At 71.1% G+C, this 22,269-nt stretch carries 28 protein-coding genes; 25 read left to right on the top strand and 3 right to left on the bottom strand.

Features of this window, described 5'->3' with window-relative positions:
* Positions 1 to 7 precede the first annotated feature (7 nt).
* The 15 genes from rplF (at position 8) to M1R94_RS03145 (ending at position 9,801) form a co-directional block, all read left to right on the top strand.
* Positions 8 to 547 (top strand): 50S ribosomal protein L6, encoded by a 540-nt coding sequence (rplF, locus tag M1R94_RS03215; protein ID WP_249380222.1) that lies wholly within the window; start codon positions 8 to 10, stop codon positions 545 to 547.
* Between the two features lies 1 nt (position 548).
* A complete protein-coding gene (rplR, locus tag M1R94_RS03210) occupies positions 549 to 920 on the top strand; it encodes a 50S ribosomal protein L18 (protein WP_249380221.1) in 372 nt (123 codons plus the stop codon).
* A 43-nt stretch (positions 921 to 963) separates the two neighbouring features.
* Positions 964 to 1,617, top strand: coding sequence for a 30S ribosomal protein S5 (rpsE, locus tag M1R94_RS03205; RefSeq protein WP_249380220.1), 654 nt, complete (start codon positions 964 to 966; stop codon positions 1,615 to 1,617).
* Positions 1,617 to 1,799, top strand: coding sequence for a 50S ribosomal protein L30 (gene rpmD / locus M1R94_RS03200; protein WP_249380219.1), 183 nt, complete (start codon positions 1,617 to 1,619; stop codon positions 1,797 to 1,799). The genes rpsE and rpmD overlap by 1 nt, the downstream gene beginning before the upstream one ends.
* 2 nt (positions 1,800 to 1,801) lie before the next feature.
* A complete protein-coding gene (gene rplO / locus M1R94_RS03195) occupies positions 1,802 to 2,536 on the top strand; it encodes a 50S ribosomal protein L15 (RefSeq protein WP_249380218.1) in 735 nt (244 codons plus the stop codon).
* A gap of 159 nt (positions 2,537 to 2,695) precedes the next feature.
* On the top strand, positions 2,696 to 3,994 hold the full coding sequence (gene secY / locus M1R94_RS03190) for a preprotein translocase subunit SecY (RefSeq protein ID WP_249380217.1): 1,299 nt from the start codon (positions 2,696 to 2,698) through the stop codon (positions 3,992 to 3,994).
* Entirely contained in the window at positions 3,991 to 4,569 is a 579-nt protein-coding gene (locus tag M1R94_RS03185) for an adenylate kinase (RefSeq protein ID WP_249380216.1), read from the top strand. Before secY ends, M1R94_RS03185 begins: the two co-directional genes overlap by 4 nt.
* A gap of 13 nt (positions 4,570 to 4,582) precedes the next feature.
* A complete protein-coding gene (gene map, locus M1R94_RS03180) occupies positions 4,583 to 5,404 on the top strand; it encodes a type I methionyl aminopeptidase (protein WP_249380215.1) in 822 nt (273 codons plus the stop codon).
* A gap of 190 nt (positions 5,405 to 5,594) precedes the next feature.
* The gene (gene infA / locus M1R94_RS03175) at positions 5,595 to 5,816 is read left to right on the top strand and encodes a translation initiation factor IF-1 (protein WP_024286981.1); all 222 of its coding nucleotides are present in this window, start codon (positions 5,595 to 5,597) and stop codon (positions 5,814 to 5,816) included.
* A gap of 73 nt (positions 5,817 to 5,889) precedes the next feature.
* Positions 5,890 to 6,003, top strand: coding sequence for a 50S ribosomal protein L36 (rpmJ, locus tag M1R94_RS03170; RefSeq protein ID WP_003956441.1), 114 nt, complete (start codon positions 5,890 to 5,892; stop codon positions 6,001 to 6,003).
* Positions 6,004 to 6,215: 212 nt separating this feature from the next.
* Complete coding sequence (rpsM, locus tag M1R94_RS03165) at positions 6,216 to 6,596, top strand: 30S ribosomal protein S13 (RefSeq protein WP_249380214.1); 381 nt, start codon at positions 6,216 to 6,218, stop codon at positions 6,594 to 6,596.
* Positions 6,597 to 6,685: 89 nt separating this feature from the next.
* The gene (gene rpsK / locus M1R94_RS03160; RefSeq protein WP_249380213.1) at positions 6,686 to 7,087 is read left to right on the top strand and encodes a 30S ribosomal protein S11; all 402 of its coding nucleotides are present in this window, start codon (positions 6,686 to 6,688) and stop codon (positions 7,085 to 7,087) included.
* 192 nt (positions 7,088 to 7,279) lie between these two features.
* Complete coding sequence (locus tag M1R94_RS03155) at positions 7,280 to 8,287, top strand: DNA-directed RNA polymerase subunit alpha (protein ID WP_249380212.1); 1,008 nt, start codon at positions 7,280 to 7,282, stop codon at positions 8,285 to 8,287.
* Between the two features lie 68 nt (positions 8,288 to 8,355).
* Positions 8,356 to 8,895 (top strand): 50S ribosomal protein L17, encoded by a 540-nt coding sequence (gene rplQ, locus M1R94_RS03150; RefSeq protein ID WP_249380211.1) that lies wholly within the window; start codon positions 8,356 to 8,358, stop codon positions 8,893 to 8,895.
* 132 nt (positions 8,896 to 9,027) lie between these two features.
* The gene (locus M1R94_RS03145; protein ID WP_249380210.1) at positions 9,028 to 9,801 is read left to right on the top strand and encodes an alpha/beta fold hydrolase; all 774 of its coding nucleotides are present in this window, start codon (positions 9,028 to 9,030) and stop codon (positions 9,799 to 9,801) included.
* 6 nt (positions 9,802 to 9,807) lie between these two features.
* On the opposite strand, the gene M1R94_RS03140 is transcribed toward M1R94_RS03145, so the two are convergent.
* Entirely contained in the window at positions 9,808 to 10,578 is a 771-nt protein-coding gene (locus tag M1R94_RS03140; RefSeq protein WP_249380290.1) for an ROK family protein, read from the bottom strand.
* A 193-nt stretch (positions 10,579 to 10,771) separates the two neighbouring features.
* Here M1R94_RS03140 and truA point away from each other — a divergent pair, with 193 nt between their 5' ends.
* Positions 10,772 to 11,674: a tRNA pseudouridine(38-40) synthase TruA gene (gene truA, locus M1R94_RS03135; RefSeq protein ID WP_249380209.1), complete on the top strand. Its 903-nt coding sequence runs from the start codon at positions 10,772 to 10,774 to the stop codon at positions 11,672 to 11,674.
* Positions 11,671 to 12,396: a GAF and ANTAR domain-containing protein gene (locus M1R94_RS03130; protein ID WP_249380208.1), complete on the top strand. Its 726-nt coding sequence runs from the start codon at positions 11,671 to 11,673 to the stop codon at positions 12,394 to 12,396. Before truA ends, M1R94_RS03130 begins: the two co-directional genes overlap by 4 nt.
* Positions 12,397 to 12,417: 21 nt before the next feature.
* Here the strand turns inward: M1R94_RS03130 and M1R94_RS03125 are convergent, their stop codons facing one another.
* On the bottom strand, positions 12,418 to 12,864 hold the full coding sequence (locus tag M1R94_RS03125) for a DUF5709 domain-containing protein (RefSeq protein ID WP_249380207.1): 447 nt from the start codon (positions 12,862 to 12,864) through the stop codon (positions 12,418 to 12,420).
* A 66-nt stretch (positions 12,865 to 12,930) separates the two neighbouring features.
* On the opposite strand from M1R94_RS03125, the gene M1R94_RS03120 reads away from it, so the two are divergent.
* The 6 genes from M1R94_RS03120 to M1R94_RS03095 all read left to right on the top strand — a co-directional run bounded on the left by M1R94_RS03120 (position 12,931) and on the right by M1R94_RS03095 (position 18,957).
* Positions 12,931 to 14,613 (top strand): ABC-F family ATP-binding cassette domain-containing protein, encoded by a 1,683-nt coding sequence (locus M1R94_RS03120; protein WP_249380206.1) that lies wholly within the window; start codon positions 12,931 to 12,933, stop codon positions 14,611 to 14,613.
* Positions 14,614 to 14,832: 219 nt separating this feature from the next.
* On the top strand, positions 14,833 to 15,276 hold the full coding sequence (gene rplM, locus M1R94_RS03115) for a 50S ribosomal protein L13 (protein ID WP_249380205.1): 444 nt from the start codon (positions 14,833 to 14,835) through the stop codon (positions 15,274 to 15,276).
* 50 nt (positions 15,277 to 15,326) lie between these two features.
* Positions 15,327 to 15,815 carry a 30S ribosomal protein S9 gene (gene rpsI, locus M1R94_RS03110; protein WP_249380204.1) on the top strand — a complete coding sequence of 163 codons (489 nt, stop codon included), beginning with the start codon at positions 15,327 to 15,329 and terminating at the stop codon, positions 15,813 to 15,815.
* 119 nt (positions 15,816 to 15,934) lie between these two features.
* Positions 15,935 to 17,284: a phosphoglucosamine mutase gene (gene glmM, locus M1R94_RS03105; RefSeq protein WP_249380203.1), complete on the top strand. Its 1,350-nt coding sequence runs from the start codon at positions 15,935 to 15,937 to the stop codon at positions 17,282 to 17,284.
* 13 nt (positions 17,285 to 17,297) lie between these two features.
* Positions 17,298 to 17,978, top strand: a complete 681-nt coding sequence (locus tag M1R94_RS03100; RefSeq protein WP_308199865.1) for a peptide deformylase — start codon at positions 17,298 to 17,300, stop codon at positions 17,976 to 17,978.
* 223 nt (positions 17,979 to 18,201) lie between these two features.
* The gene (locus tag M1R94_RS03095) at positions 18,202 to 18,957 is read left to right on the top strand and encodes a DedA family protein (protein ID WP_249380202.1); all 756 of its coding nucleotides are present in this window, start codon (positions 18,202 to 18,204) and stop codon (positions 18,955 to 18,957) included.
* Positions 18,958 to 18,988: 31 nt separating this feature from the next.
* Here M1R94_RS03095 and coaA read toward each other — a convergent pair whose 3' ends face one another.
* Entirely contained in the window at positions 18,989 to 19,942 is a 954-nt protein-coding gene (coaA, locus tag M1R94_RS03090; protein WP_249380201.1) for a type I pantothenate kinase, read from the bottom strand.
* 73 nt (positions 19,943 to 20,015) lie between these two features.
* Between coaA and glmS the strand changes: the two genes are divergently transcribed.
* On the top strand, positions 20,016 to 21,881 hold the full coding sequence (gene glmS, locus M1R94_RS03085) for a glutamine--fructose-6-phosphate transaminase (isomerizing) (RefSeq protein WP_249380200.1): 1,866 nt from the start codon (positions 20,016 to 20,018) through the stop codon (positions 21,879 to 21,881).
* 19 nt (positions 21,882 to 21,900) lie between these two features.
* Positions 21,901 to 22,260 (top strand): holo-ACP synthase, encoded by a 360-nt coding sequence (locus M1R94_RS03080; RefSeq protein WP_249380199.1) that lies wholly within the window; start codon positions 21,901 to 21,903, stop codon positions 22,258 to 22,260.
* The last annotated feature ends 9 nt before the right edge of the window (positions 22,261 to 22,269 follow it).

The following is a 22,269-nucleotide window of genomic DNA, read 5'->3' as shown; positions in this document are numbered from 1 at the left end:
GAGAGCCATGTCTCGAATCGGCAAGGTCCCCGTCCCGGTCCCGGCCGGCGTGGACGTCAGCATCGACGGTGCCCTCGTGACCGTCAAGGGTCCCAAGGGCACGCTCACGCACACCATCCCGAACCCCATCGCGGTCACCCGTGGCGAGGACGGCACCCTCGTGGTCGCCCGTCCGGACGACGAGCGTGCCTCGCGTTCACTGCACGGCCTGACCCGCACGCTGCTGGCGAACCTCGTCACCGGCGTCACCGAGGGCTACGAGAAGAAGCTCGAGATCGTCGGCACCGGTTACCGCGTGACCGCCCGGGGAGCGGACCTCGAGTTCGCTCTCGGGTTCAGCCACCCGGTGCACGTGACCGCCCCTGCGGGCATCAGCTTCGCCGTCGAGGGCCCCACACGGTTCTCGGTCAGCGGGATCGACAAGCAGCAGGTCGGCGAGGTCGCCGCGAACATCCGCAAGATCCGCAAGCCCGAGCCCTACAAGGGCAAGGGCGTGCGCTACGCCGGCGAGGTTGTCCGCCGCAAGGCCGGAAAGGCTGGTAAGTAACGTGGCACTCACGATCCGAGGTAAGGGCAAGGCTGTCGCCCGGGCCCGTCGTCACCTCCGCCTTCGCAAGAAGGTGGTCGGCACGACCGTGCGTCCGCGTCTGGTCGTCACCCGGTCCGCGCGGCACATGGTCGCGCAGGTCGTCGACGACTCCGTCGGTCGCACCCTGGCGTCCGCATCCACCCTCGAGGCGGACCTGCGGGCGCTCGACGCCGACAAGTCCGCCAAGGCGCGTCGCGTCGGTGAGCTGATCGCCGAGCGCGCCAAGGCTGCCGGCATCGAGGCGGTCGTCTTCGACCGCGGTGGGAACAAGTACCACGGCCGGGTCGCGGCCGTGGCCGACGGCGCCCGCGAAGGCGGTCTGACGCTGTGACCGCCACCCGAGTCCAGTCCGTACGGAAGCAGAGGAACTACTGATGGCTGCACCTCAGCGCAGCAACACCGGCGCACAGGCCGGCGGCGGTGCCGCCGGCGGCGGTGACCGTCGTGACGGCGGCCGCCGTGACGGTGGCGGACGCCGCGGAGACGCTGCCGAGAAGAGCGCATTCGTCGAGCGCGTGGTCACCATCAACCGGGTGTCCAAGGTCGTCAAGGGCGGTCGGCGCTTCAGCTTCACCGCCCTCGTGGTGGTCGGCGACGGCGACGGCACCGTGGGTGTCGGCTACGGCAAGGCCAAGGAGGTGCCCGCTGCGATCGCGAAGGGTGTCGAGGAGGCCAAGAAGAGCTTCTTCCGCGTCCCGCGCATCCAGGGCACCATCCCGCACCCCATCACGGGTGAGGCAGCGGCCGGCGTGGTCTTCCTGCGCCCCGCGTCGCCGGGTACCGGTGTGATCGCCGGCGGTCCGGTGCGTGCCGTGCTGGAGTGCGCCGGGATCCACGACGTGCTCTCCAAGTCGATGGGCTCGACCAACGCCATCAACGTGGTGCACGCGACGGTCGCAGCCCTGCGTGGGCTCGAGGAGCCCGAGGCCGTGGCCGCTCGTCGTGGGCTGCCGCTCGAGCACGTCGCCCCGGCACCGATGCTCCGGTCGCGTGCGGCCGGCATCGCTGCAGCGAAGGCAGGTGCCTGATGCCGCGCCTCAAGGTGACCCAGACCAAGTCCGCCATCGGCGGCAAGCAGAACCAGCGCGACACGCTGCGGACCCTCGGCCTCAAGCGCATTGGCGACGTCGTCGTCAAGGAGGACAGGCCTGAGATCCGCGGCATGGTCGTCACGGTGGCACATCTCGTCGCCGTCGAGGAGGTCGACTGACCATGGCAGACACGAAGGACACCCAGCCGGCCGAGAAGCCTGAGAAGGCCTCGGCTGCGAAGAAGCCCGCGACCAAGGCTGCGGCGGAGAAGAAGCCTGCGGCCAAGGCTGCGGCGGACAAGAAGCCTGCGGCCAAGGCTGCGGACAAGCCCGCGACCAAGGCAGCGGCGGAGAAGAAGCCTGCAGCCAAGGCTGCTGCTGACGCCCCCGCGGCCAAGGAGTCCGGCGCGAAGGCGTCGAGCACCAAGGCTGCGGCCTCGCCCGCCAAGAAGAAGGCGCCCGCCGAGGGGGCCGGTGGCATCGTCAAGCTGCACCACCTGCGTCCGGCCCCGGGTGCGCACACCGCCAAGACCCGCGTGGGTCGCGGCGAGGCGTCCAAGGGCAAGACCGCCGGTCGGGGGACCAAGGGCCAGAAGGCTCGTTACCAGATCCCCGAGCGGTTCGAGGGTGGGCAGATGCCCATGCACATGCGCCTGCCGAAGCTGCGCGGGTTCAAGAACCCGTTCCGCGTCGAGTTCCAGGTGGTCAACCTCGACACCCTCACGGCGCTCTACCCCAAGGGCGGTGAGGTGACCGTCGAGGACCTGGTCGCCAAGGGGGCCGTCCGCAAGGGCAAGCCCGTCAAGGTGCTCGGTACCGGTGAGCTCGACGTCAAGCTCTCGGTGGCCGTGCACGCGTACTCCGCCTCCGCCAAGGACAAGATCCTTGCAGCGGGCGGATCCGTCTCCGAGGACTGATCGACCCAAGAGGCCGGGCCGCGATGCGACCCGGCCTCTTGTGTCGTCCCGGTCGCGATCTCGGCTAGGGTTCCCCTCGGTCCCATCGCGGGTGGGAACCCCGCTCAGCCGGCTCCCCGGCACCATGCGAGACCGCCCCCGGGCGGAGCAGGAGGACTAGTGCTCAGCGCATTCGTGCGGGCGTTCCGGACGCCCGACCTGCGGCGCAAGCTGCTGTTCACGATGGCCATCATGGCGATCTTCCGGGTCGGGTCGTTCATCCCGACCCCCGGGGTCGACTACGGCAACGTCCAGCAGTGTGTCTCCCAGATCGACGAGGCGAACTCGCTGCTCGGCCTGGTGAACCTCTTCAGCGGTGGTGCCCTGCTCCAGCTCTCGGTGTTCGCGCTCGGGATCATGCCGTACATCACGGCGAGCATCATCGTGCAGCTCCTGCGAGTGGTCATCCCTCGCTTCGAGGCCCTGCACAAGGAGGGCCAGTCGGGCACCGCACAGCTCACGCAGTACACGCGGTACCTGACCATCGGTCTGGCGATCCTGCAGTCGACCACGATCATCACGGTGGCTCGCAGCGGGAACCTGTTCCCCGGCTGCGCCGTCCCGGTGATCCCCAACGACAGCGTCGCGACGATCCTGCTCATGGTGGTCACGATGACCACGGGTACCGCACTGATCATGTGGCTCGGCGAGCTGATCACCGAGCGGGGGATCGGCAACGGCATGTCGCTGCTGATCTTCACCTCGATCGCGGCGACCTTCCCGGGTGCGATGTGGTCGATCGCCGGCGGCGCGAACGGTGCCACCAACTTCGCCATCGTCATGGTCGTGATCCTGCTGGTGATCGCCCTGGTGGTCTTCGTCGAGCAGTCCCAGCGGCGCATCCCGGTGCAGTACGCCAAGCGGATGGTCGGTCGCAAGATGTTCGGTGGCTCGAGCACCTACATCCCGATCAAGATCAACATGGCGGGCATCATCCCGGTCATCTTCGCCTCGTCGCTGCTGGCGATCCCGGGCCTCGCCGCGCAGTTCGGCGACCAGTCCCAGGAGTGGGTGATCTGGGTCAGCCGCTACGTCGCCCGGCCCGAGGCCCCGCTGCACCTGGTGCTCTACGTCATCCTGATCATCTTCTTCGCGTACTTCTACACGGCCATCACGTTCAACCCGGACGAGGTCGCCGACAACATGAAGAAGTACGGCGGGTTCATCCCGGGCATCCGGGCCGGTCGGCCGACCGCCGAGTACCTCGACTACGTGATCTCGCGGATCACTGCCGCGGGGTCGGTGTACCTGGCGGCTGTCGCCCTGATCCCGACGATCGTCTTCATCATCCTGGACGTGGGAGCGAACGTTCCCTTCGGCGGTGCCTCGATCCTGATCGTCGTCGGCGTCGGCCTGGAGACCGTCAAGCAGATCGAGTCCCAGCTGCAGCAGCGGCACTACGAAGGGTTCCTGCGGTGACCCGCCGACGTATCGTCCTGCTCGGCCCCCCCGGGGCGGGCAAGGGGACGCAGGCCTCACGGATCGCCGAGCATCTCGCGATCCCGGCGATCTCGACCGGCGACCTGTTCCGGGCGAACATCTCGGGCGGGACGGAGCTGGGTCGCACCGTGCAGGAGTACACCTCGCGCGGCGCGCTCGTGCCGGACTCCGTCACCAACGCGATGGTGGCCGACCGCCTGACCCACCAGGACGTCACGGACGGCTTCCTGCTCGACGGGTACCCGCGCAACGTCGCCCAGGTCGAGGAGCTCGACACCCTGCTCGCGGCGCGCGGACAGGATGTGCAGGTCGCCGTGGAGCTGACCGTGGACGTCGACGCCGTGGTGGCCCGGCTTCTCCAGCGTGCGCAGGTCGAGGGACGCGAGGACGACACCGAACCGGTGATCCGTCACCGCATGGACGTCTACGCCGAGCAGACCGCCCCGGTCGCGGCGGTGTACGCCCAGCGCGGGCTGCTGGTGCAGGTCGACGGCCTGGGGTCCGTGGACGAGGTGACCGAGCGCCTGCTCGCGGTCCTCGACCAGGACGCCTGACCGAGGAGAGCACGTGTTCGGGCGCGAACGGATCGAGTACAAGACCACCGAGCAGATCCTGGTGATGCGACGGGCTGGGCTCGTCGTGGCCCAGATCCACGCTGCGGTGCGCGAGTCCGCACGGCCAGGCGTGACCACCGGGAACCTCGACGGCGTCGCGGCCCAGGTGATCGCCGACCATGGCGCGACCTCGTCCTTCCTCGGCTACCACGGGTACCCGGCCACGATCTGCGTCTCGGTCAACGACGAGATCGTCCACGGCATCCCGGGGGACCGGGTCCTCGAACCGGGAGACGTGGTGTCGGTCGACTGCGGTGCGATCGTCGACGGCTGGCACGGCGACGCCGCGTTCACGACGGTGCTGCCCGAGGCGGACCCCGCCGACGTCGAGCTCAGCGACGTGACCGAACGCACCATGTGGGCCGGCATCGCGGCTCTCGCGACGGCCGAACGGCTCGGTGCGGTCGGCGAGGCCGTCGAGGACGTCGTGGACGCCTCGGGCCACGAGTACGGCATCGTCCAGGAGTACGTGGGTCACGGCATCGGGAGCGCGATGCACCAGCCTCCCGAGGTGCTCAACTACCGGACCCGCGAGAAGGGGCCGCGCATCAAGCCCGGTCTGTGCGTCGCGGTCGAGCCGATGCTCACCCGTGGTTCGCGGATGACCCAGGTGCTCGAGGACGACTGGACGGTCGTGACGGCTGACGGGTCGCGAGCCGCGCACTGGGAGCACACGGTGGCCATCGGGCCGCAGGGCATCTGGGTGCTCACGGCGGCCGACGGCGGCGCGCAGGCTCTCGCCGCGCTCGGTGTCACCGTCGTCCCGCTGGACTGAAGGACGGCGAGCACCTGGTTTCCGGTGAGCCCGTCCATGGCGTAGGATTGTCCGTTGGGTGTGCTCCGCCGACTGCCTTCGGGCAGCCACGGAGCGCACGTCAATCCACTGCACCTCACGACCTGCTCCTCCACGGGGCGGTCGTGGCGCGGGGTGGATCAGAAGATGTCCCAGAGAGTTAGCGGAGGATATGGCGAAGAAGGACGGTGTCATCGAGATCGAGGGCAGCGTGGTCGAGGCCCTGCCGAACGCGATGTTTCGCGTCGAGCTGGCGAACGGTCACCGGGTTCTCGCGCACATCTCGGGCAAGATGCGGCAGCACTACATCCGGATCCTCCCCGAGGACCGCGTGGTGGTGGAGCTGAGCCCGTACGACCTGTCCCGTGGCCGGATCGTCTACCGCTACAAGTAGTCCACCCCGACGGACCGAACAACACTGCCGACGTCGCACGCTCGTGCGCGCGTGCGGCGGCGGAGGAACGAGCATGAAGGTCAAGCCCAGCGTCAAGAAGATCTGCGACAAGTGCAAGGTGATCCGCCGGCACGGTCGCGTCATGGTCATCTGCGACAACCTGCGGCACAAGCAGCGCCAGGGCTGAGCCCTGGCGTCCCGGTCTCGGCCGGGCAGCAGCAGGTCGACAGTCGACCACGGCACACCACCGCACGGTGGTCTGCCACCAGCGCACGGTCAGCATCCTGGCCACGGCCCCTCGGGGCCGTATCAGGACGCCACCCCCGGTCGGAGGCCGGGGCCCGCATCAGCGGGAGGGCCGTGCGGAGGACCTCCGAGCAGTACAGGAGTCAGTGACACATGGCACGTCTCGTCGGCGTCGACCTTCCCCGCGACAAGCGGCTCGAGGTTGCGCTCACCTACATCTACGGCGTCGGCCGTACCCGCGCCCAGCAGACGCTGGCAGCAACGGGCATCAGCCCGGACCTGCGCGTCAAGGACCTCGGCGACGCCGAGCTCCTCGCGCTGCGCGAGCACCTCGAGGGCAGCTACCGCCTCGAGGGTGACCTCCGCCGCGAGGTCGCAGCGGACATCCGTCGCAAGGTCGAGATCGGCAGCTACGAGGGCATCCGGCACCGCCGCGGTCTGCCCGTGCGCGGTCAGCGGACCAAGACCAACGCCCGCACCCGCAAGGGTCCGAAGCGCACCGTGGCCGGCAAGAAGAAGGCCGGACGCAAGTAGCCAGCAGCAGTCCGTCCGCGTGAGGACCGCACGCAGACCCGTGCACCACGCAGACGGTCCGACGACCTCAGACCAGGAGTAGTGACGCAATGCCTCCCAAGACCCGCTCCGCGGCGCGCAAGCCCCGCCGCAAGGAGAAGAAGAACATCGCTGTGGGCCAGGCCCACATCAAGAGCACGTTCAACAACACCATCGTCTCGATCACGGACCCCGCGGGTGCCGTCATCGCCTGGGCCTCCTCGGGCCAGGTCGGCTTCAAGGGCTCCCGCAAGTCCACGCCGTTCGCCGCGCAGCTCGCGGCCGAGGCCGCGGCACGCCGCGCCCAGGAGCACGGCATGAAGAAGGTCGACGTCTTCGTCAAGGGCCCCGGCTCGGGCCGTGAGACCGCGATCCGCTCGCTCCAGGCGACCGGCCTCGAGGTCGGCTCGATCCAGGACGTGACCCCCCAGGCGCACAACGGCTGCCGTCCCCCCAAGCGCCGCCGCGTCTGACACACCGATCCACCGGCCCAGGTCGGCCGGGCTGCACCCAGCCCGGCCGACCTGGACCGTCAGGTCGCGCGAGCGAGCACCGGACCCGTCCTGCGCTCGCTCGCCCGGCCGCCCTGTCGGGTGGACCGAGACCCGGCAGACCGCACAGCGTGATGCGTCATATGGCGGACGCACACTGAGAGGAACCACACCGTGCTCATCGCACAGCGCCCCACCCTGACCGAAGAGGTCATCTCCGACTACCGCTCGCGGTTCGTGATCGAGCCCCTCGAGCCCGGCTTCGGGTACACGCTCGGCAACTCGCTGCGCCGCACCCTGCTCTCCTCGATCCCCGGAGCGGCCGTCACGTCGATCCGGATCGACGGCGTCCTGCACGAGTTCAGCACGATCGTCGGTGCCAAGGAGGACGTCACCGAGATCATCCTGAACATCAAGGAGCTGGTGGTCTCCTCCGAGAACGACGAGCCCGTCGTGATGTACCTGCGCAAGCAGGGCCCCGGCACCGTCTCGGCCGCCGACATCACCCCGCCGTCCGGCGTCGAGGTCCACAACCCCGACCTGCACATCGCCACGCTGAACGGCAAGGGCAAGCTCGAGATCGAGCTCACCGTCGAGCGTGGTCGTGGCTACGTCTCCGCGCAGCAGAACAAGTCCTACGACGCCGAGATCGGCCGTGTGCCGGTCGACTCGATCTACTCGCCGGTGCTCAAGGTGACGTACAAGGTCGAGGCGACGCGTGTCGAGCAGCGGACCGACTTCGACAAGCTGATCGTGGACGTCGAGACCAAGCACGCCATCTCGCCGCGTGACGCCCTCGCCTCGGCCGGCAAGACGCTGGTCGAGCTGTTCGGGCTGGCCCGCGAGCTCAACGTCGAGGCCGAGGGCATCGAGATCGGCCCGTCCCCGACGGACGCCGCGCTCGCCGCCGACCTGGCGCTGCCGATCGAGGAGCTGCAGCTCACGATCCGCTCGTACAACTGCCTCAAGCGTGAGGGCATCCACTCGGTGGGCGAGCTCGTCGCCCGCAGCGAGGCTGACCTCCTGGACATCCGCAACTTCGGCGCGAAGTCCATCACCGAGGTCAAGGAGAAGCTCGTCGGGCTCGGTCTGTCCCTCAAGGACAGCCCCGTCGACTTCGACCCGACCGCTGCCGCCGGCTACTACGACGACGGCGACTTCACCGAGGACGAGCTGTCCTGACGCCGGCCCGGACCGGCAGGCGAACGAACGCCGGTCCACTGATCTTCGAGAACTGAGGAGTACAGACCATGCCTACGCCCACCAAGGGTCCGCGGCTCGGAGGCGGACCGGCGCACGAGCGGCACATCCTCGCCAACCTGGCGACGGCCCTGTTCGAGCACAAGCGCATCACCACCACCGAGACCAAGGCCAAGCGGCTCCGTCCGCTGGCCGAGCGTCTCATCACCTTCGCCAAGCGCGGGGACCTGCATGCGCGTCGCCGCGTCATGACGGTCGTCAAGGACAAGGGCGTCGTGCACGAGCTCTTCGCCGAGATCGCGCCGAAGATGGCCGAGCGCCAGGGTGGCTACACGCGTATCACCAAGATCGGCCCGCGCAAGGGCGACAACGCCCCCATGGCGGTCATCGAGCTCGTCCTGGAGCCGGTCAGCCCCAAGCAGGCGACGGTCCGCGAGGCGGAGAAGGCGACGAAGAAGGCCTCGACGCCCAAGAAGGCCCCCGCCGCGGCGAAGGCCCCTGCCGACGAGAAGCCGGTCGCGGCTGACGAGTCGGCCGAGGTCGCTGCCGAGTCCACCGAGGTCTCGGAGCAGGACGCCGACAAGGCCTGAGGTTCGCTCGTACCGCAGGGCCCGGACCGGGGACGGTCCGGGCCCTGCGGCGTTCCGGCCGGCTCACACCATGTCCTGGATGGTTCACGCCATGGCGGTGGTGCCGGCCGCGCCGATGGGTACCGTGGAGGGATGGCGCACGCGGAGGGTCCTGGCCGGGTCCCGGTGGTGTTCGTGCACGGCGCGAGAGCCTCGAGAACCATGTGGCGGCCCCAGGTCGAGGCGGTCCGGCGGACGGGTCGTCCGGCGCTGGCGATCGACCTGCCCGGGCACGGCAGACGGCTCGACGAGCAGTTCGGCGTCGAGGCGGGGCTCGAGGCGATCGACGAGGCCGTGGATCGCGTCGGGGGTCGCGCTGCGGTCGTGGGCATGTCGTTGGGCGGCTACCTCGGGATCGCCTACACGGCGCGGCACCCCGCTCGGGTCGCGGTCCTGCTCGCCTCCGGCTGCAGCACGACACCCAACCGCCGCCTCACCGACGCCTGGCGGGTGCTCGCCGGTCTGATCGGCCGGCTCCCGGACAAGGGCGAGCGGCTCAACCAGGGTCTGGTCGACCGGGCGCTGCCCCCCGAAGGGGCTGCGGCCCTCGCCGAGGGAGGGTTCGCGCTCGACGTGATGGTCGACCTGCTCGCCGCGATGCGTCGGATCGACCCCTTGGCCGACCTCGCCCGCATCACCTGCCCGGTGTGGGTGGTCAACGGCCGCTGGGACCACTTCCGCACGCAGGAGCGGGCCTACGTACGGGCCTGCCCCACGGCGCGCCTGGTGACCGTGCCCCGGGCCACCCACCTGGCCAACCTCGTGCAGCCGGTCGCCTTCACGCGCGTGCTGCTCACCGCCCTGGACGAGGTGGACCCCCCGGTGGTGGTCCCGCACACGCCCGATGCGCACGGCCGGGTCGCCTGAGCAGGCTCAGCCGGGACCGGCCGGCCCGAAGCCGCCCGCGGTCCCGCGCAGGCTCCACGCCCGCACACCCCCGACGATCCCCGCCGAGTTCGGGACGACCACGACGTCGTCGCCCAGGGCCTCCAGAGCGGCCGGTCGGATGCGACGCGAGTTGCCGCCGCCCAGGTAGAGCCGGTCCCAGCGGAAGACCGGGCGCAGCCCGTCGACAGCACGCCGGACCCGGCGGGACCAGGCCCCGTCCCCGAGCCGACGGCGCTCGTGCTCGCCGAGGTAGGAGTCGTAGGTGACGCCACGGCGGACAGGTGCGTGGGAGAGCTCGAGGTGAGGCGCCAGGACGCCGCCGTCGAACAGTGCCGACCCGAGCCCGGTCCCGAGGGTCAGCACGAGCTCGAGCCCGCTCCCCGCGATCACCCCGGCGCCGTGGACCTCCGCGTCGTTCAGGACGAGGGTGGGGTAACCGAGGGCGGCGGTCAGCGCGGCCGACATGTCGGCTCCCGCCCACGCGGTGACCAGGGCCGGGTCCACCCGTGAGCGTGGCCCGGCGACGGTGACGTAGTGGGGCGTGGCGATGACGACGCCGTGGCGGATCATGCCGGGGACCCCGACCGTGGCGCGATCCGCAGGGGGCAGCCGGGCGGCGATGTCGGCCACGGTCTGCACCAGCCGGGACGGTGGCAGCGGGTACGGCGTCGGGACCCGCAGCGCCGGTACGTGCAGGGTCCCCGCGGCGTCCAGGACCGAGGCCTTGATCCCGCCCCCTCCGCAGTCCACCGCCAGGGTGCGCGATCCCGGGGCGGACGCACCGGGGGAGGCCGCCGTCGGCTCGAGCGGGGGTGCGGTCACCCGCGCGACGATAGGCCCGCGGGCGCGCCGTCCGCCAGCAGGGTCGGTGCGGCCCGGATCCCCGGTCGATGACGTCGAGCACCGGCGATGCCGCGCCGCGGCCGCCGGATCGGTACCGTGCACCCTCGTGAGCACGACTTCCGGCACCGGCACGCTGCGGGTGCGCCTCGACCTGTCCTACGACGGCACCGACTTCGCGGGATGGGCGAGCCAGCCCGCGCTGCGTACCGTGCAGAGCACCCTGGAGGGGGCGCTGGGCACGGTGCTCCGGTGCGCCCCGCCCCGGTTGACGGTGGCCGGCCGGACCGACGCGGGTGTCCACGCGCGTGGGCAGGTCGCCCACCTCGAGGTCGAGCCCGAGCTCTGGCACGCCGTGCAGGGTCGGCTCGCGGCTCCACCCGGCCACGCGCTGGTCCGCCGGCTCGCGGGAGTGCTGCCCCGCGACGTCGTCGTGCGACGCGCCTCGGTCGCACCCCCGGGCTTCGACGCACGCTTCTCCGCTATGCACCGGCGATACGCCTACCGCCTGGCCGACGACCTGGCGCTGGTCGACCCGCTCCGTCGCGCCCACGTGGTGCGCAACAGGCTCCCGCTGGATGTCGAGGCGATGGCCGCCGCAGCCGCGTCCCTCGTGGGGGTCCACGACTTCGCCGCGTTCTGCCGTCCGCGACCCGGCGCGACGACGATCCGGGAGCTGCAGGTCCTCGAGGTCGTCCGGCCCACGACCGGCGCCGACGAGGGGCTGGTGGTCGCCACGGTGCAGGCCGACGCGTTCTGCCACTCCATGGTGCGCTCGCTCGTGGGCACGCTCCTCGCGGTGGGGGAGGCACGTCGTCCACCGGGGTGGCCCGTCGAGATGCTCGAGAGCCGGCGCCGCACGGGAGCTAGCCTGGTGGCACCCGCGAGCGGTCTGACGCTCGAGGAGGTCGTCTACCCGACCCCCGACCAGATGGCCGAACGCGCGGTCGAGACACGAGCCCGTCGGACCGCGGCGGACGGGATGGTCGAGCAGGGAAGGCTGGATCGATGAGCACCTCACCGACGGCAGGCGGGCGCAGCGCCGACCGGATCGCCCTGGCCGGTGTCTTCGTCGAGCTCGCGTCGACCCTGGCAGCCCCTTACGTGGTGAGCGACCTCGCCCAGCGCCTCGTCGACGGCTGCGTCGAGCTGATCGACGTCTGGGCGGCCGGTCTGCTCCTGGTGGACCCGGGCTCGACCCCCAAGCTCCTGGCCGCGAGCACCCACGAGGCGCAGGTCCTCGAGCTGGTCCAGGTGCGGTCGGGTCAGGGGCCCTGCCTGGCCGCGATGGAGCGCGACGACCTGGTCGTCGTGGGGGACGTCGACCTGGTCCAGGAGGAGTGGCCGCTGTGGACGCAGGGTGCCCGGATGCTGGGCGTCAAGCAGGCCTACGGGATCCCGTTGCGCACCGACGGCCAGACGATCGGAGCACTCAACCTGTTCCTGAAGACCTCGGGCCCTCTGCCGCCCGAGGACCTCGCCGTGGCGCGGGCGCTCGCGGACGTCGCGAGCGTGGGGATCATCCAGCACCGTGCCCTCGACCACGCGACGACGGTCTCGACGCAGCTGCAGAGCGCCCTGGACTCCCGCGTCGTGATCGAGCAGGCCAAGGGGCGGATCGCCGAGCGTGAGGGCATCACCGTCGCCGAGGCCTTCACGCGTCTGCGTCAGCGTGCGCGTTCCACCTCGCGGCCGCTCAGCGAGATGGCCCGGGAGGTCGTCGACGGCTCCTGAGCGAGGTCGGCCGACGTGCGGCTACAGGCGCTCGGGGTCCTCGTCCTCGTCGATGAGGTGGACGGCGGCCTCCTCCGCGCCTGCACCCCCACCCGCGATGCCCATGTCCTGGGCCATCAGGCTGGTCGCGGTCTCACCTCCCGCCTCGGACTCGGCAGCCGCCAGACGGCCCGCGCGGTCCGCCTCGCGCGCACCGGCGTCCGGCCCTGGGGTGGTCTCCCAGACCTCGGGCTGCTCCTGGGCGAGGCGGTCGTCCAGCGCCTCGCCCTGGTACTGCTCGAGCTGTGTCTCCAGGCGGTGGCCCGGGCGGTGCTCGGGCGGTGAGTACCCCTCGTCCAGGACGCTGTCGACGCCGCGGTCCAGGAGCGTGTCCTCCTGCTCCAGCTGGTTGGTGTCGCCCTCCGCCACCGACTCCGGGTCGGGGGTCGTGGCGGGCGTGTCACCGTAGCTCTGGCTGTCACTGGTCATGTCCCTACGGTGGCACCGGCCGCCGGTGCGCGCATCCGGGGTCCGGCGACCCGGCAGACTAGGGACGTGGGACACGTAGACATCAGTGACGTCGGGTACGTGCTGCCCGACGGTCGGCCTCTGCTGGCGGGGATCGACCTCCGGGTCGCCGACGGGGCCAAGGTGGCCCTGGTCGGGCCGAACGGGGCGGGCAAGACGACCCTGCTGCGGTTGGTCGCCGGTGACGAGCAGCCGCATGCCGGGCGCGTGGTGCGCAGCGGGGGGCTGGGTGTGATGCGTCAGTTCGTCGGGCGGATCGACGACGAGCGGTCGGTGCGTGACCTTCTCGCCTCGCTGGCCCCCGCTGCGGTGCGGGAGGCCGCCGCCGAGCTCTCCCTGGCCGAGACGGCGATCATGGAGATCGATGACACCCCTGCTCAGATGCGCTACGCCCAGGCCCTGGCGGACTGGGCCGACGTCGGCGGGTACGACGCCGAGACCGGCTGGGACCGGGTGACCGACGCGGTGCTCTCGGTCCCTTTCGAGCGAGCGCAGCACCGTGAGGTGCGCACGCTGTCGGGCGGTGAGCAGAAGCGGCTCGTCCTCGAGGCCCTCCTGCGGGGCACCGACGAGGTCCTGCTGCTCGACGAGCCCGACAACTACCTCGACGTGCCGGCCAAGCGCTGGCTCGAGGGCAGGCTCGCGGAGTCGACCAAGACGGTGCTGTTCGTCAGCCACGACCGGGAGCTGCTGTCGCGGTCCGCGACACGGGTCGCGAGCCTCGAGCCGACGGCGGTGGGTTCGACCCTGTGGGTGCACGGTGGTGGGTTCGCCACCTTCGGGAAGGCACGGGAGGACCGACGCTCGCGGCTCGAGGAGCTCACCCGTCGTTGGGAGGAGGAGCACGCCAAGCTCCGTGACCTGGTCAACACCCTCAAGACCAAGTCGGCCTTCAACGACGGGCTCGCCTCGCGCTACCAGGCCGCGCAGACGCGGTTGCGCAAGTTCGAGGAGGCCGGGCCCCCTCAGGTGATGGCGCGCGAGCAGGACGTGCGGGTACGGCTGACCGGCGGGCGGACGGCCAAGCGGGCGGTCGTGGCGCAGGGCCTGGGCCTGACCGGGCTGATGGAGCCGTTCGACCTCGAGGTGTGGTTCGGGGAGCGGGTCGCGGTGCTGGGCTCCAACGGCTCGGGCAAGTCGCACTTCCTGCGGCTGCTCGCGGCAGGGGGCTCCGACCCGGGTCCTGAGCACGCGCCGGTGGACAGCCACCGGGTGGACCCCGTGCGCCACACCGGGTCGGTCGTGCTCGGGTCGCGGGTGCGGCCCGGGTGGTTCGCGCAGAACGACACGCACCCTGAGCTCACCGGCCGCACCCTGCTGGAGATCCTGCACCGGGGGGAGGGCAGCCGTGACGGGATGGGTCGGGAGCCGGCGAGCAAGGCGCTGGACCGCTACGAGCTGGTGGCCGCGGCCGAGCAGCGGTACGAGACGTTGTCCGGCGGGCAGCAGGCCCGGTTCCAGATCCTGCTGCTCGAGCTCGGCGGTGCGACCCTGCTGCTGCTCGACGAGCCCACCGACAACCTCGACCTGCACTCCGCGGAGGCGCTCGAGCGCGGTCTCGCCGCCTTCGAGGGCACGGTCATGGCGGTGACCCACGACCGGTGGTTCGCGCGCACCTTCGACCGCTTCCTGGTCTTCGGCGCCGACGGACGGGTCGTGGAGACCCCGGAGGCGGTGTGGGACACGGGTCGGGTCGACCGGGTCCGCTGACCTGGTCCGGGACGGCTCTCTGGACCCTGTTTTGACCCTCCCCGCCGGGTACGGGTACTCTGGCGTGTCGTTGTGCGTCCCGGTGGTCCTATCCGGCTGAGTGCTCCCACTCGCTCGCCAGGTACCTCCGAAGATGCCGACGCCTGACCTCATCGGCGCACCCGACACGGGAGCGGCCGCTGCGAACTCATTCAGCTACACGAAACGAAGGCTACGACCGTGCGCACGTACACCCCGAAGCCCGGCGACGTCGAGCGGACCTGGCATGTCATCGACGCCACCGACGTCGTCCTCGGCCGGCTCGCCTCCCAGGTCGCCACGCTGCTGCGTGGCAAGCACAAGGCGACGTTCGCGCCGCACGTCGACAACGGTGACTTCGTCATCGTGATCAACGCCGAGAAGGTTGCCCTGACCGGCAACAAGCGCGAGCAGAAGCTGGCCTACCGCCACTCCGGCTACCCGGGCGGCCTGCGTGCCGTCCCGTACTCGGAGCTGCTGTCCAAGCGCCCCGACCGCGCCGTGGAGAAGGCCGTGCGCGGCATGCTCCCCAAGAACTCGCTCGCGAGCAGCCAGCTGAGCAAGCTCAAGGTCTACACCGGCCCCGAGCACCCGCACTCCGCTCAGCAGCCCAAGCCCTTCGAGATCACCCAGATCGCTCAGTAGGCTCCGGCCCGCTGTCACCAGACATCACACAGGACGCGAGGACACCACCAGTGGCCGAGACCACCGTCGACATCGACGTTGAGGGCGATGACACGCCCACCAGCTACACCTCCGAGACCGTTGCGCCCACGGGTCGTGGCCAGAGCCTGACGGCTCCGGCGACGGCGCTGGGCCGGCGCAAGGAGGCCGTTGCACGGGTCCGCCTGGTCCCGGGCACGGGCCAGTGGAAGGTCAACGGGCGCACGCTCGAGGACTACTTCCCCAACAAGGTCCACCAGCAGCTGGTCAACAGCCCGCTCAAGCTCGTGGACGTCGAGGGTCGTTTCGACGTCGTCGCGCGCATCCATGGCGGTGGCGTGAGCGGCCAGGCCGGCGCACTGCGGCTGGGCATCGCCCGTGCCCTCAACGCGATCGACGAGGAGCACAACCGCGCGGCCCTCAAGAAGGCCGGCTTCCTGTCCCGCGACGCCCGCGTCGTCGAGCGCAAGAAGGCCGGGCTCAAGAAGGCCCGGAAGGCGCCCCAGTACTCCAAGCGCTGAGCACCACCCTCTGATCCACGGCCCCGATGGTCTCCATCGGGGCCGTCGGTCTGCCTGGCGAGGGTCGCACCCGCGACCCGGCGGGTGTGCGACAGTCGGTCACGACGAGGAGGCTTCACATGGCACGGTTGTTCGGAACCGACGGGGTCCGGGGCATGGCCAACCGGGACGTCACCGCAGAGCTCGCGCTGGACGTGTCCGTCGCTGCTGCGCACGTGCTCGGCGCCTCAGGAGCGTTCGAGGGTCACCGACCCCGGGCCGTGATCGGGCGGGACCCCCGCGCCTCGGGGGAGTTCCTGTCGGCAGCCGTGGCCGCCGGGCTCGCCAGCGCCGGGGTCGACGTCGTGAACGTCGGGGTGCTCCCCACGCCGGGGGTGGCCTACGTCACCAACGCGCTCGACGTCGACCTGGGTGTGATGCTCTCGGCCTCGCACAACCCGATGCCCGACAACGGCATCAAGTTCTTCACCCGCGGTGGGCACAAGCTGCCCGACGACGTCGAGGACGCCATCGAGGCGCGGATGCGCGAGCCGTGGGAGCGGCCCACCGGTGCCGACGTCGGCCGCATCACCCAGGACACCGGCGAGGCCGAGAACCGGTACGTCGACCACCTGGTGGCGACGCTCCCGGTGCGGCTCGACGGTCTGCGGATCGCGGTCGACTGCGCCAACGGCGCGGCCAGCACGGTCGGCCCGAGCGCGCTCCGTGCCGCGGGCGCGGACGTCGTGGTGATCAACGCCTCACCCGACGGGCGGAACATCAACGAGAAGTGCGGATCGACCCACCCCGAGCAGCTGCAGGCGGTGACCGTCGCCTCGGACGCCCACTTCGGCGTGGCCTTCGACGGTGACGCCGACCGCTGCCTGGCCGTGGATCACACCGGTGCCCTGGTCGACGGCGACCAGATCATGGGGATCCTGGCCGTCGCGCTCAAGGAGCGCGGTGAGCTCTCCCGGGACACCCTGGTGACCACGGTGATGAGCAACCTCGGTCTGCAGCTCGCGATGGCCGACGCGGGCGTGCGCACCGTCCAGACCGGTGTCGGCGACCGGTACGTGCTCGAGGAGATGCGCTCGGGCGGCTACACCCTGGGTGGCGAGCAGTCGGGGCACCTCATCATGTCGAGCCACGCGACCACCGGAGACGGCACCCTGACCGCCCTGCACCTCGCGGCACGCGTCGCGGGCAGCGGTCGCACGCTCGCGGACCTCGCCGGCGCGGTGGTCCGCCTCCCCCAGGTGCTGGTCAACGTGCACGGCGTCGATCGTGGCCGGGCATCCACCGACGAGGGGGTGCTCTCGGCCGTGGCGAGCGCCGAGGAGGGTCTGGGGCGCACCGGGAGGGTGCTGCTGCGGCCCTCGGGCACCGAGCCGGTAGTTCGCGTGATGGTCGAGGCCGCTGCGCAGGACGAGGCCGAGCGGGTCGCCGCCGAGCTGGCCGACGTGGTGCGGGACCGGCTCGCGCTGTGAGGCGGGAGCCGGCGTGAGTGAGACGGACGGCGCGGGTCGGCCGGGTGGCTCCTGGCCCGGTCCGACGGCCGCGGCGCTGCGGGCCCAGGTCGAGCTGCTCCTCGAGGGTCCTCGTCCCCTGCCGATCGTCCAGGCGGGGGAGACGGTGCTGCGCCGACCAGCCCCGCCGTACCGCGGGGAGCTCGACGGCCGACTGCTGGACGAGCTCGTCGAGGCGATGCGCGAGACGATGCGCGCGGCGCCCGGTGTCGGCCTGGCGGCCCCGCAGATCGGGCTCGGCCTGGCCCTCGCGGTGATCGAGGACGCCTGGCCCGTGCAGGACGACCTGGCGCTGGCCCGCGAGCGTGAGCCGGTGCCCTTCAGGGTGCTGGTCAACCCGCGGTACGAACCGGTCGGCGAGCAGCGGGTCGGGTTCTACGAGGGCTGCCTGAGCGTCTCGGGCTGGCAGGCCGTCACCCCACGGTGGCGGAGCGTGCGGCTGACCGGTCGGGACCATGCCGGCGACCTGCTCGACGAGGTGCTGCACGGCTGGCCCGCACGGATCGTCCAGCACGAGACCGATCACCTCGCCGGTCGCCTCTACGTCGACATCGCCGAGATGCGGTCGTTGTGCGCCCCGGGCCACGGCCTGCGGTGGAGCGCCGAGGCCACCCCGCGTGCCGCGGCGCAGGAGCTGGGCTTCTCGCTTCCCTGACCCGCTCGGTCTGCAGGTAGTCCGCCCGGCGGAGGCGCCGCTCGTCGATGTCATCCGAGCGGTGGACGACCTGTGCGGGGACGGTGGCGGACGATCGAGGAGAGGCACGGTCGGGGTCGGCTCAGGGTCTGTTGGGGGTGATAACCCATGGCCCTCACCTGCATGGCCGACCTACCGTGGATCGACCGCACATGATCGTCCGACACGACCCGGGAGCTGAGGCATGGTGCTCGAGGACTGGGTCCTTGCCCTGACCGGCTCGCCATGGGTGCTCCTCGCGCTGTACGCGTTCGCGACCATCGACGGCTTCTTCCCCCCCGTCCCGAGCGAGTCCGTGCTGATCGCCCTGGCAGCCCTCGCGGTCAGCACCGGCGAGCCGAACCTCTGGCTCCTGGTCGCGGTCGGGTCGGCGGGGGCGTTCACCGGCGACCAGATCGCCTACTCGATCGGCCGGCGCATCCCGGTGCACCGACACCCCGCCCTCCAGGGGCCTCGCACGCAACGCACGCTGCGATGGGCCGAGCACGCCCTCTCCAGCCGCGGTGCCTCGTTCATCATCGCCGCCCGGTACGTCCCGGTCGGGCGCGTCGCGGTGAACATGACCGCGGGGTCGGTGGGTTTCGACCGCCGCCGGTTCTCGGTGCTCACGGCGATCGCCGCGGTCACCTGGTCGCTCTACTCGGTGCTCCTCGGGGTGGGTGCCGGGGTCTGGTTCAGGGACAACCCGCTCCTGGCGATCGTGGCCGGGGTCATCGGCGGCGTGCTGCTCGGCCTGCTGATCGAACCGATGATCAAGCACATCGGGCGACGCTCGGCGAGGTGGCCGTTCCGCGGCGCCCGGTCACGCTCAGGCGTCACGGCGGGCGCAGCGGCGCCCGAGAGCGACCCGTCGGGTACGGGGCCGGACGGCGACCGTGCGGGGGAGTCCGGACTCGCGCCCGACGGTTGCCCGGCGTCCTCGGAGATGAGCCGACGCTAGGTGCGCGTCGGCTCGCGGGGTGGACCGGCTGTCAGAGCTTGCGGAGCCGGACGCGCTCGACCGAGTGGTCCGGGCCCTTGCGCAGCACGAGCGTCGCACGTCCGCGCGTCGGCAGGATGTTGCGCTCGAGGTTGGGTGCGTTGATGGTGTCCCAGATCTGCTCGGCGCGATCGATCGCCTCGTCGTCGGACAGCGACGCGAACCGGTGGAAGAAGGAGCGCGGCTGCGCGAAGGCCGTCTGCCGCAGCGACAGGAAGCGGTCCACGTACCACTGGCGCACGTCGGAGGTCCGCGCGTCGACGTAGATCGAGAAGTCGAAGAAGTCGCTGACCGCGAGGCTCGACTGACCGACCGCGGTGGCCCGGGCGGGTTGGAGGACGTTGAGGCCCTCGACCACCAGGACGTCCGGGCGCCGGACCACGACGTGCTCGCCCGGCACGATGTCGTAGCTGAGGTGGGAGTACACGGGGGCCCTGACCTCGGGGCGGCCGGCCTTGATGGAGGACAGGAAGCGCAGCAGCGCACGCCGGTCGTAGGACTCGGGGAACCCCTTGCGCTCCATCAGTCCGCGTCGCTCGAGCTCGGCGTTGGGGTAGAGGAAGCCGTCGGTGGTGATGAGCTCGACCCGGGGGGTCTCGGGCCACCGGGCGAGCAGCTCGCGCAGGATCCGTGCGGTCGTGGACTTGCCGACCGCGACCGAACCGGCGACGCCGATCACGTAGGGGGTGCGCGCCGCGCCCTCCTGGAGGAAGGTCGAGGTCGCGGAGTGCAGGCCACCCGTCGCGTTGACGTACAGCGTCAGCAGCCGGGAGATGGGCCGGTAGACGGCGTCGACCTCGGCCAGGTCGATCGGGTCGCCGAGACCTCGCAGGTGGGCGACGTCGGCGTCGGTCAGCGGCAGGGGCGTCGAGGCGGACAGCCGGCTCCACGCGTCGCGACCGAGGTCCACGTACGGCGTGGCGGGGGTGATCTCACCGGCGGGCACGGGGAGCAGTCTGCCGGATCGCGGCCCGCGCCGGGCGCTCAGCGGGGCTCAGCGGGCCACTAGACTTCCCGCCATGTGCGGAATCGTGGGATACGTCGGTGCTCAGGAGGCCAACGGGCGGCCCCTCGAGGTCGCGATGGGTGGCCTGGCCCGGCTCGAGTACCGCGGGTACGACTCCGCAGGTGTCGCGCTGGTCACGGCCGACCGCTCGCGGCTGGTCACGGCCAAGAAGGCCGGCAAGCTGGTCAACCTGTCCGAGGCGCTCGCGGCCCAGCCCCTTCCGCTGGCGACCGCGTCGATCGGGCACACCCGCTGGGCGACGCACGGGGCGCCGAACGACCTCAACGCGCACCCGCACCTGTCGGCCGACGGATCGATCGCCGTGATCCACAACGGGATCGTCGAGAACTTCGCCGTGCTGCGCGCCGAGCTCGCGTCACGTGGTGTGACGCTCGTCTCCGAGACGGACACCGAGGTCGTCGCGCACCTGCTCGCCGAGACCTACGCGCAGACACCTGACCTGGCCGAGGCGCTGCGGCTCGTCGCCCGTCGGTTGCACGGCACGTTCACCCTGCTCGCGGTGCACGTCGACTCGCCCTCGCTCGTGGTCGGCGCACGGCACGACTCACCGCTGGTCGTGGGGCTGGGCGAGGGGGAGAACTTCCTCGGTTCGGACGTCGCCGCGTTCATCGCGCACACCCGCGAGGCGATGGAGCTGGGTCAGGACCAGGTCGTGTCCATCACTCCCGACGAGGTGCGGGTGATGGACTTCGACGGCAACCAGGTCGAGCCCCGGCGCTTCACCGTGGACTGGGACGCGGCCGCGGCCGAGAAGGGTGGCTTCGCCTCCTTCATGGACAAGGAGATCCACGACCAGCCCCAGGCCGTTGCCGACACGCTGCTGGGTCGTACCGACGCGGCCGGACACCTGGTGCTCGACGACCTGCGGGTCGACGAGGCCGTGCTGCGGCAGGTCGACAAGATCATCGTGGTCGCGTGCGGGACAGCCGCCTACGCGGGGCAGGTCGCCAAGTACGCCATCGAGCACTGGTGCCGGATCCCGGTCGAGGTCGAGCTCGCGCACGAGTTCCGCTACCGCGACCCGGTGGTCGACTCCCGGACCCTGGTGGTGGCGGTCTCGCAGTCGGGCGAGACGATGGACACGCTGATGGCCGTGCGCCACGCCCGTGAGCAGGGAGCCAAGGTCCTGGCGATCGTCAACACCCACGGGTCGACGATCCCGCGGGAGTCCGACGCCGTCCTGTACACCCACGCCGGACCCGAGGTGGCGGTCGCGTCGACCAAGGCCTTCCTCGCGCAGATCACCGCGGCGTACCTGCTGGGCCTGTACCTGGCCCAGCTGCGTGGCACGAAGTTCACCGACGAGGTCACGACGATCCTCGACGAGCTGCGGGCCGTGCCCGAGAAGATCCAGAAGGTCCTGGACGGGGCGGAGACGATCCGCGAGACCGCTCGCGCGATGGCCAGCACGACGTCGGTGCTGTTCCTCGGTCGTCACGTGGGCTACCCGGTGGCGATGGAGGGGGCGCTCAAGCTCAAGGAGCTCGCCTACATCCACGCCGAGGGCTTCGCCGCGGGTGAGCTCAAGCATGGCCCGATCGCGCTGATCGAGGAGGGCCAGCCGGTCTTCGTGGTCGTGCCCTCACCGCGGGGCAGGGACTCCCTGCACAGCAAGGTGATCTCGAGCATCCAGGAGATCCGGGCCCGGGGGGCGCACACGCTGGTGATCGCCGAGGAGGGTGACGACGCGGTGCTCCCGTTCGCCGACGAGGTGTTCTTCGTGCCGCAGACCCCTGTGCTGCTGGCCCCGCTGGTGTCGGTGGTGCCGCTGCAGATCTTCGCCTGCGAGCTCGCGACGGCCAAGGGTCTTGACGTCGACCAGCCGCGCAACCTGGCGAAGTCCGTCACCGTCGAGTGACCGGGCGCGGGTGGTCCCGGTGATCATCGGGGTCGGGATCGACGTGGTCGACATCTCGCGCTTCCTCGCCACCCTCGAGCGGACGCCGGGGCTCGCGGAGCGGTTGTTCACCGAGGAGGAGCGGCAGATGCCGCCGACGTCGCTCGCGGCGCGTTTCGCGGCGAAGGAGGCGATCGCCAAGGCGATGGGTGCCCCGGGGGGGATGTCGTGGCAGGACGCGACCGTGCGCCGCATCGCCGGTGGGCCGCCCGAGGTCGAGCTGCGCGGAACGGTGCTCGCCGCCTCCCGCGAGCGAGGCATCGACCGTTGGCACCTGTCGATCTCCCATGACGCGGGGATCGCGTCCGCTGTGGCGATCGCCGAGCGCGACCCGGGGTGAGCGCCCTCA

Origin of the sequence: Actinotalea alkalitolerans (assembly GCF_023369855.1) — a bacterium.
In the GTDB taxonomy this organism is placed as follows: Bacteria; Actinomycetota; Actinomycetes; order Actinomycetales; family Cellulomonadaceae; genus Actinotalea.
This window is presented reverse-complemented; position numbering and strand designations above follow the sequence as displayed.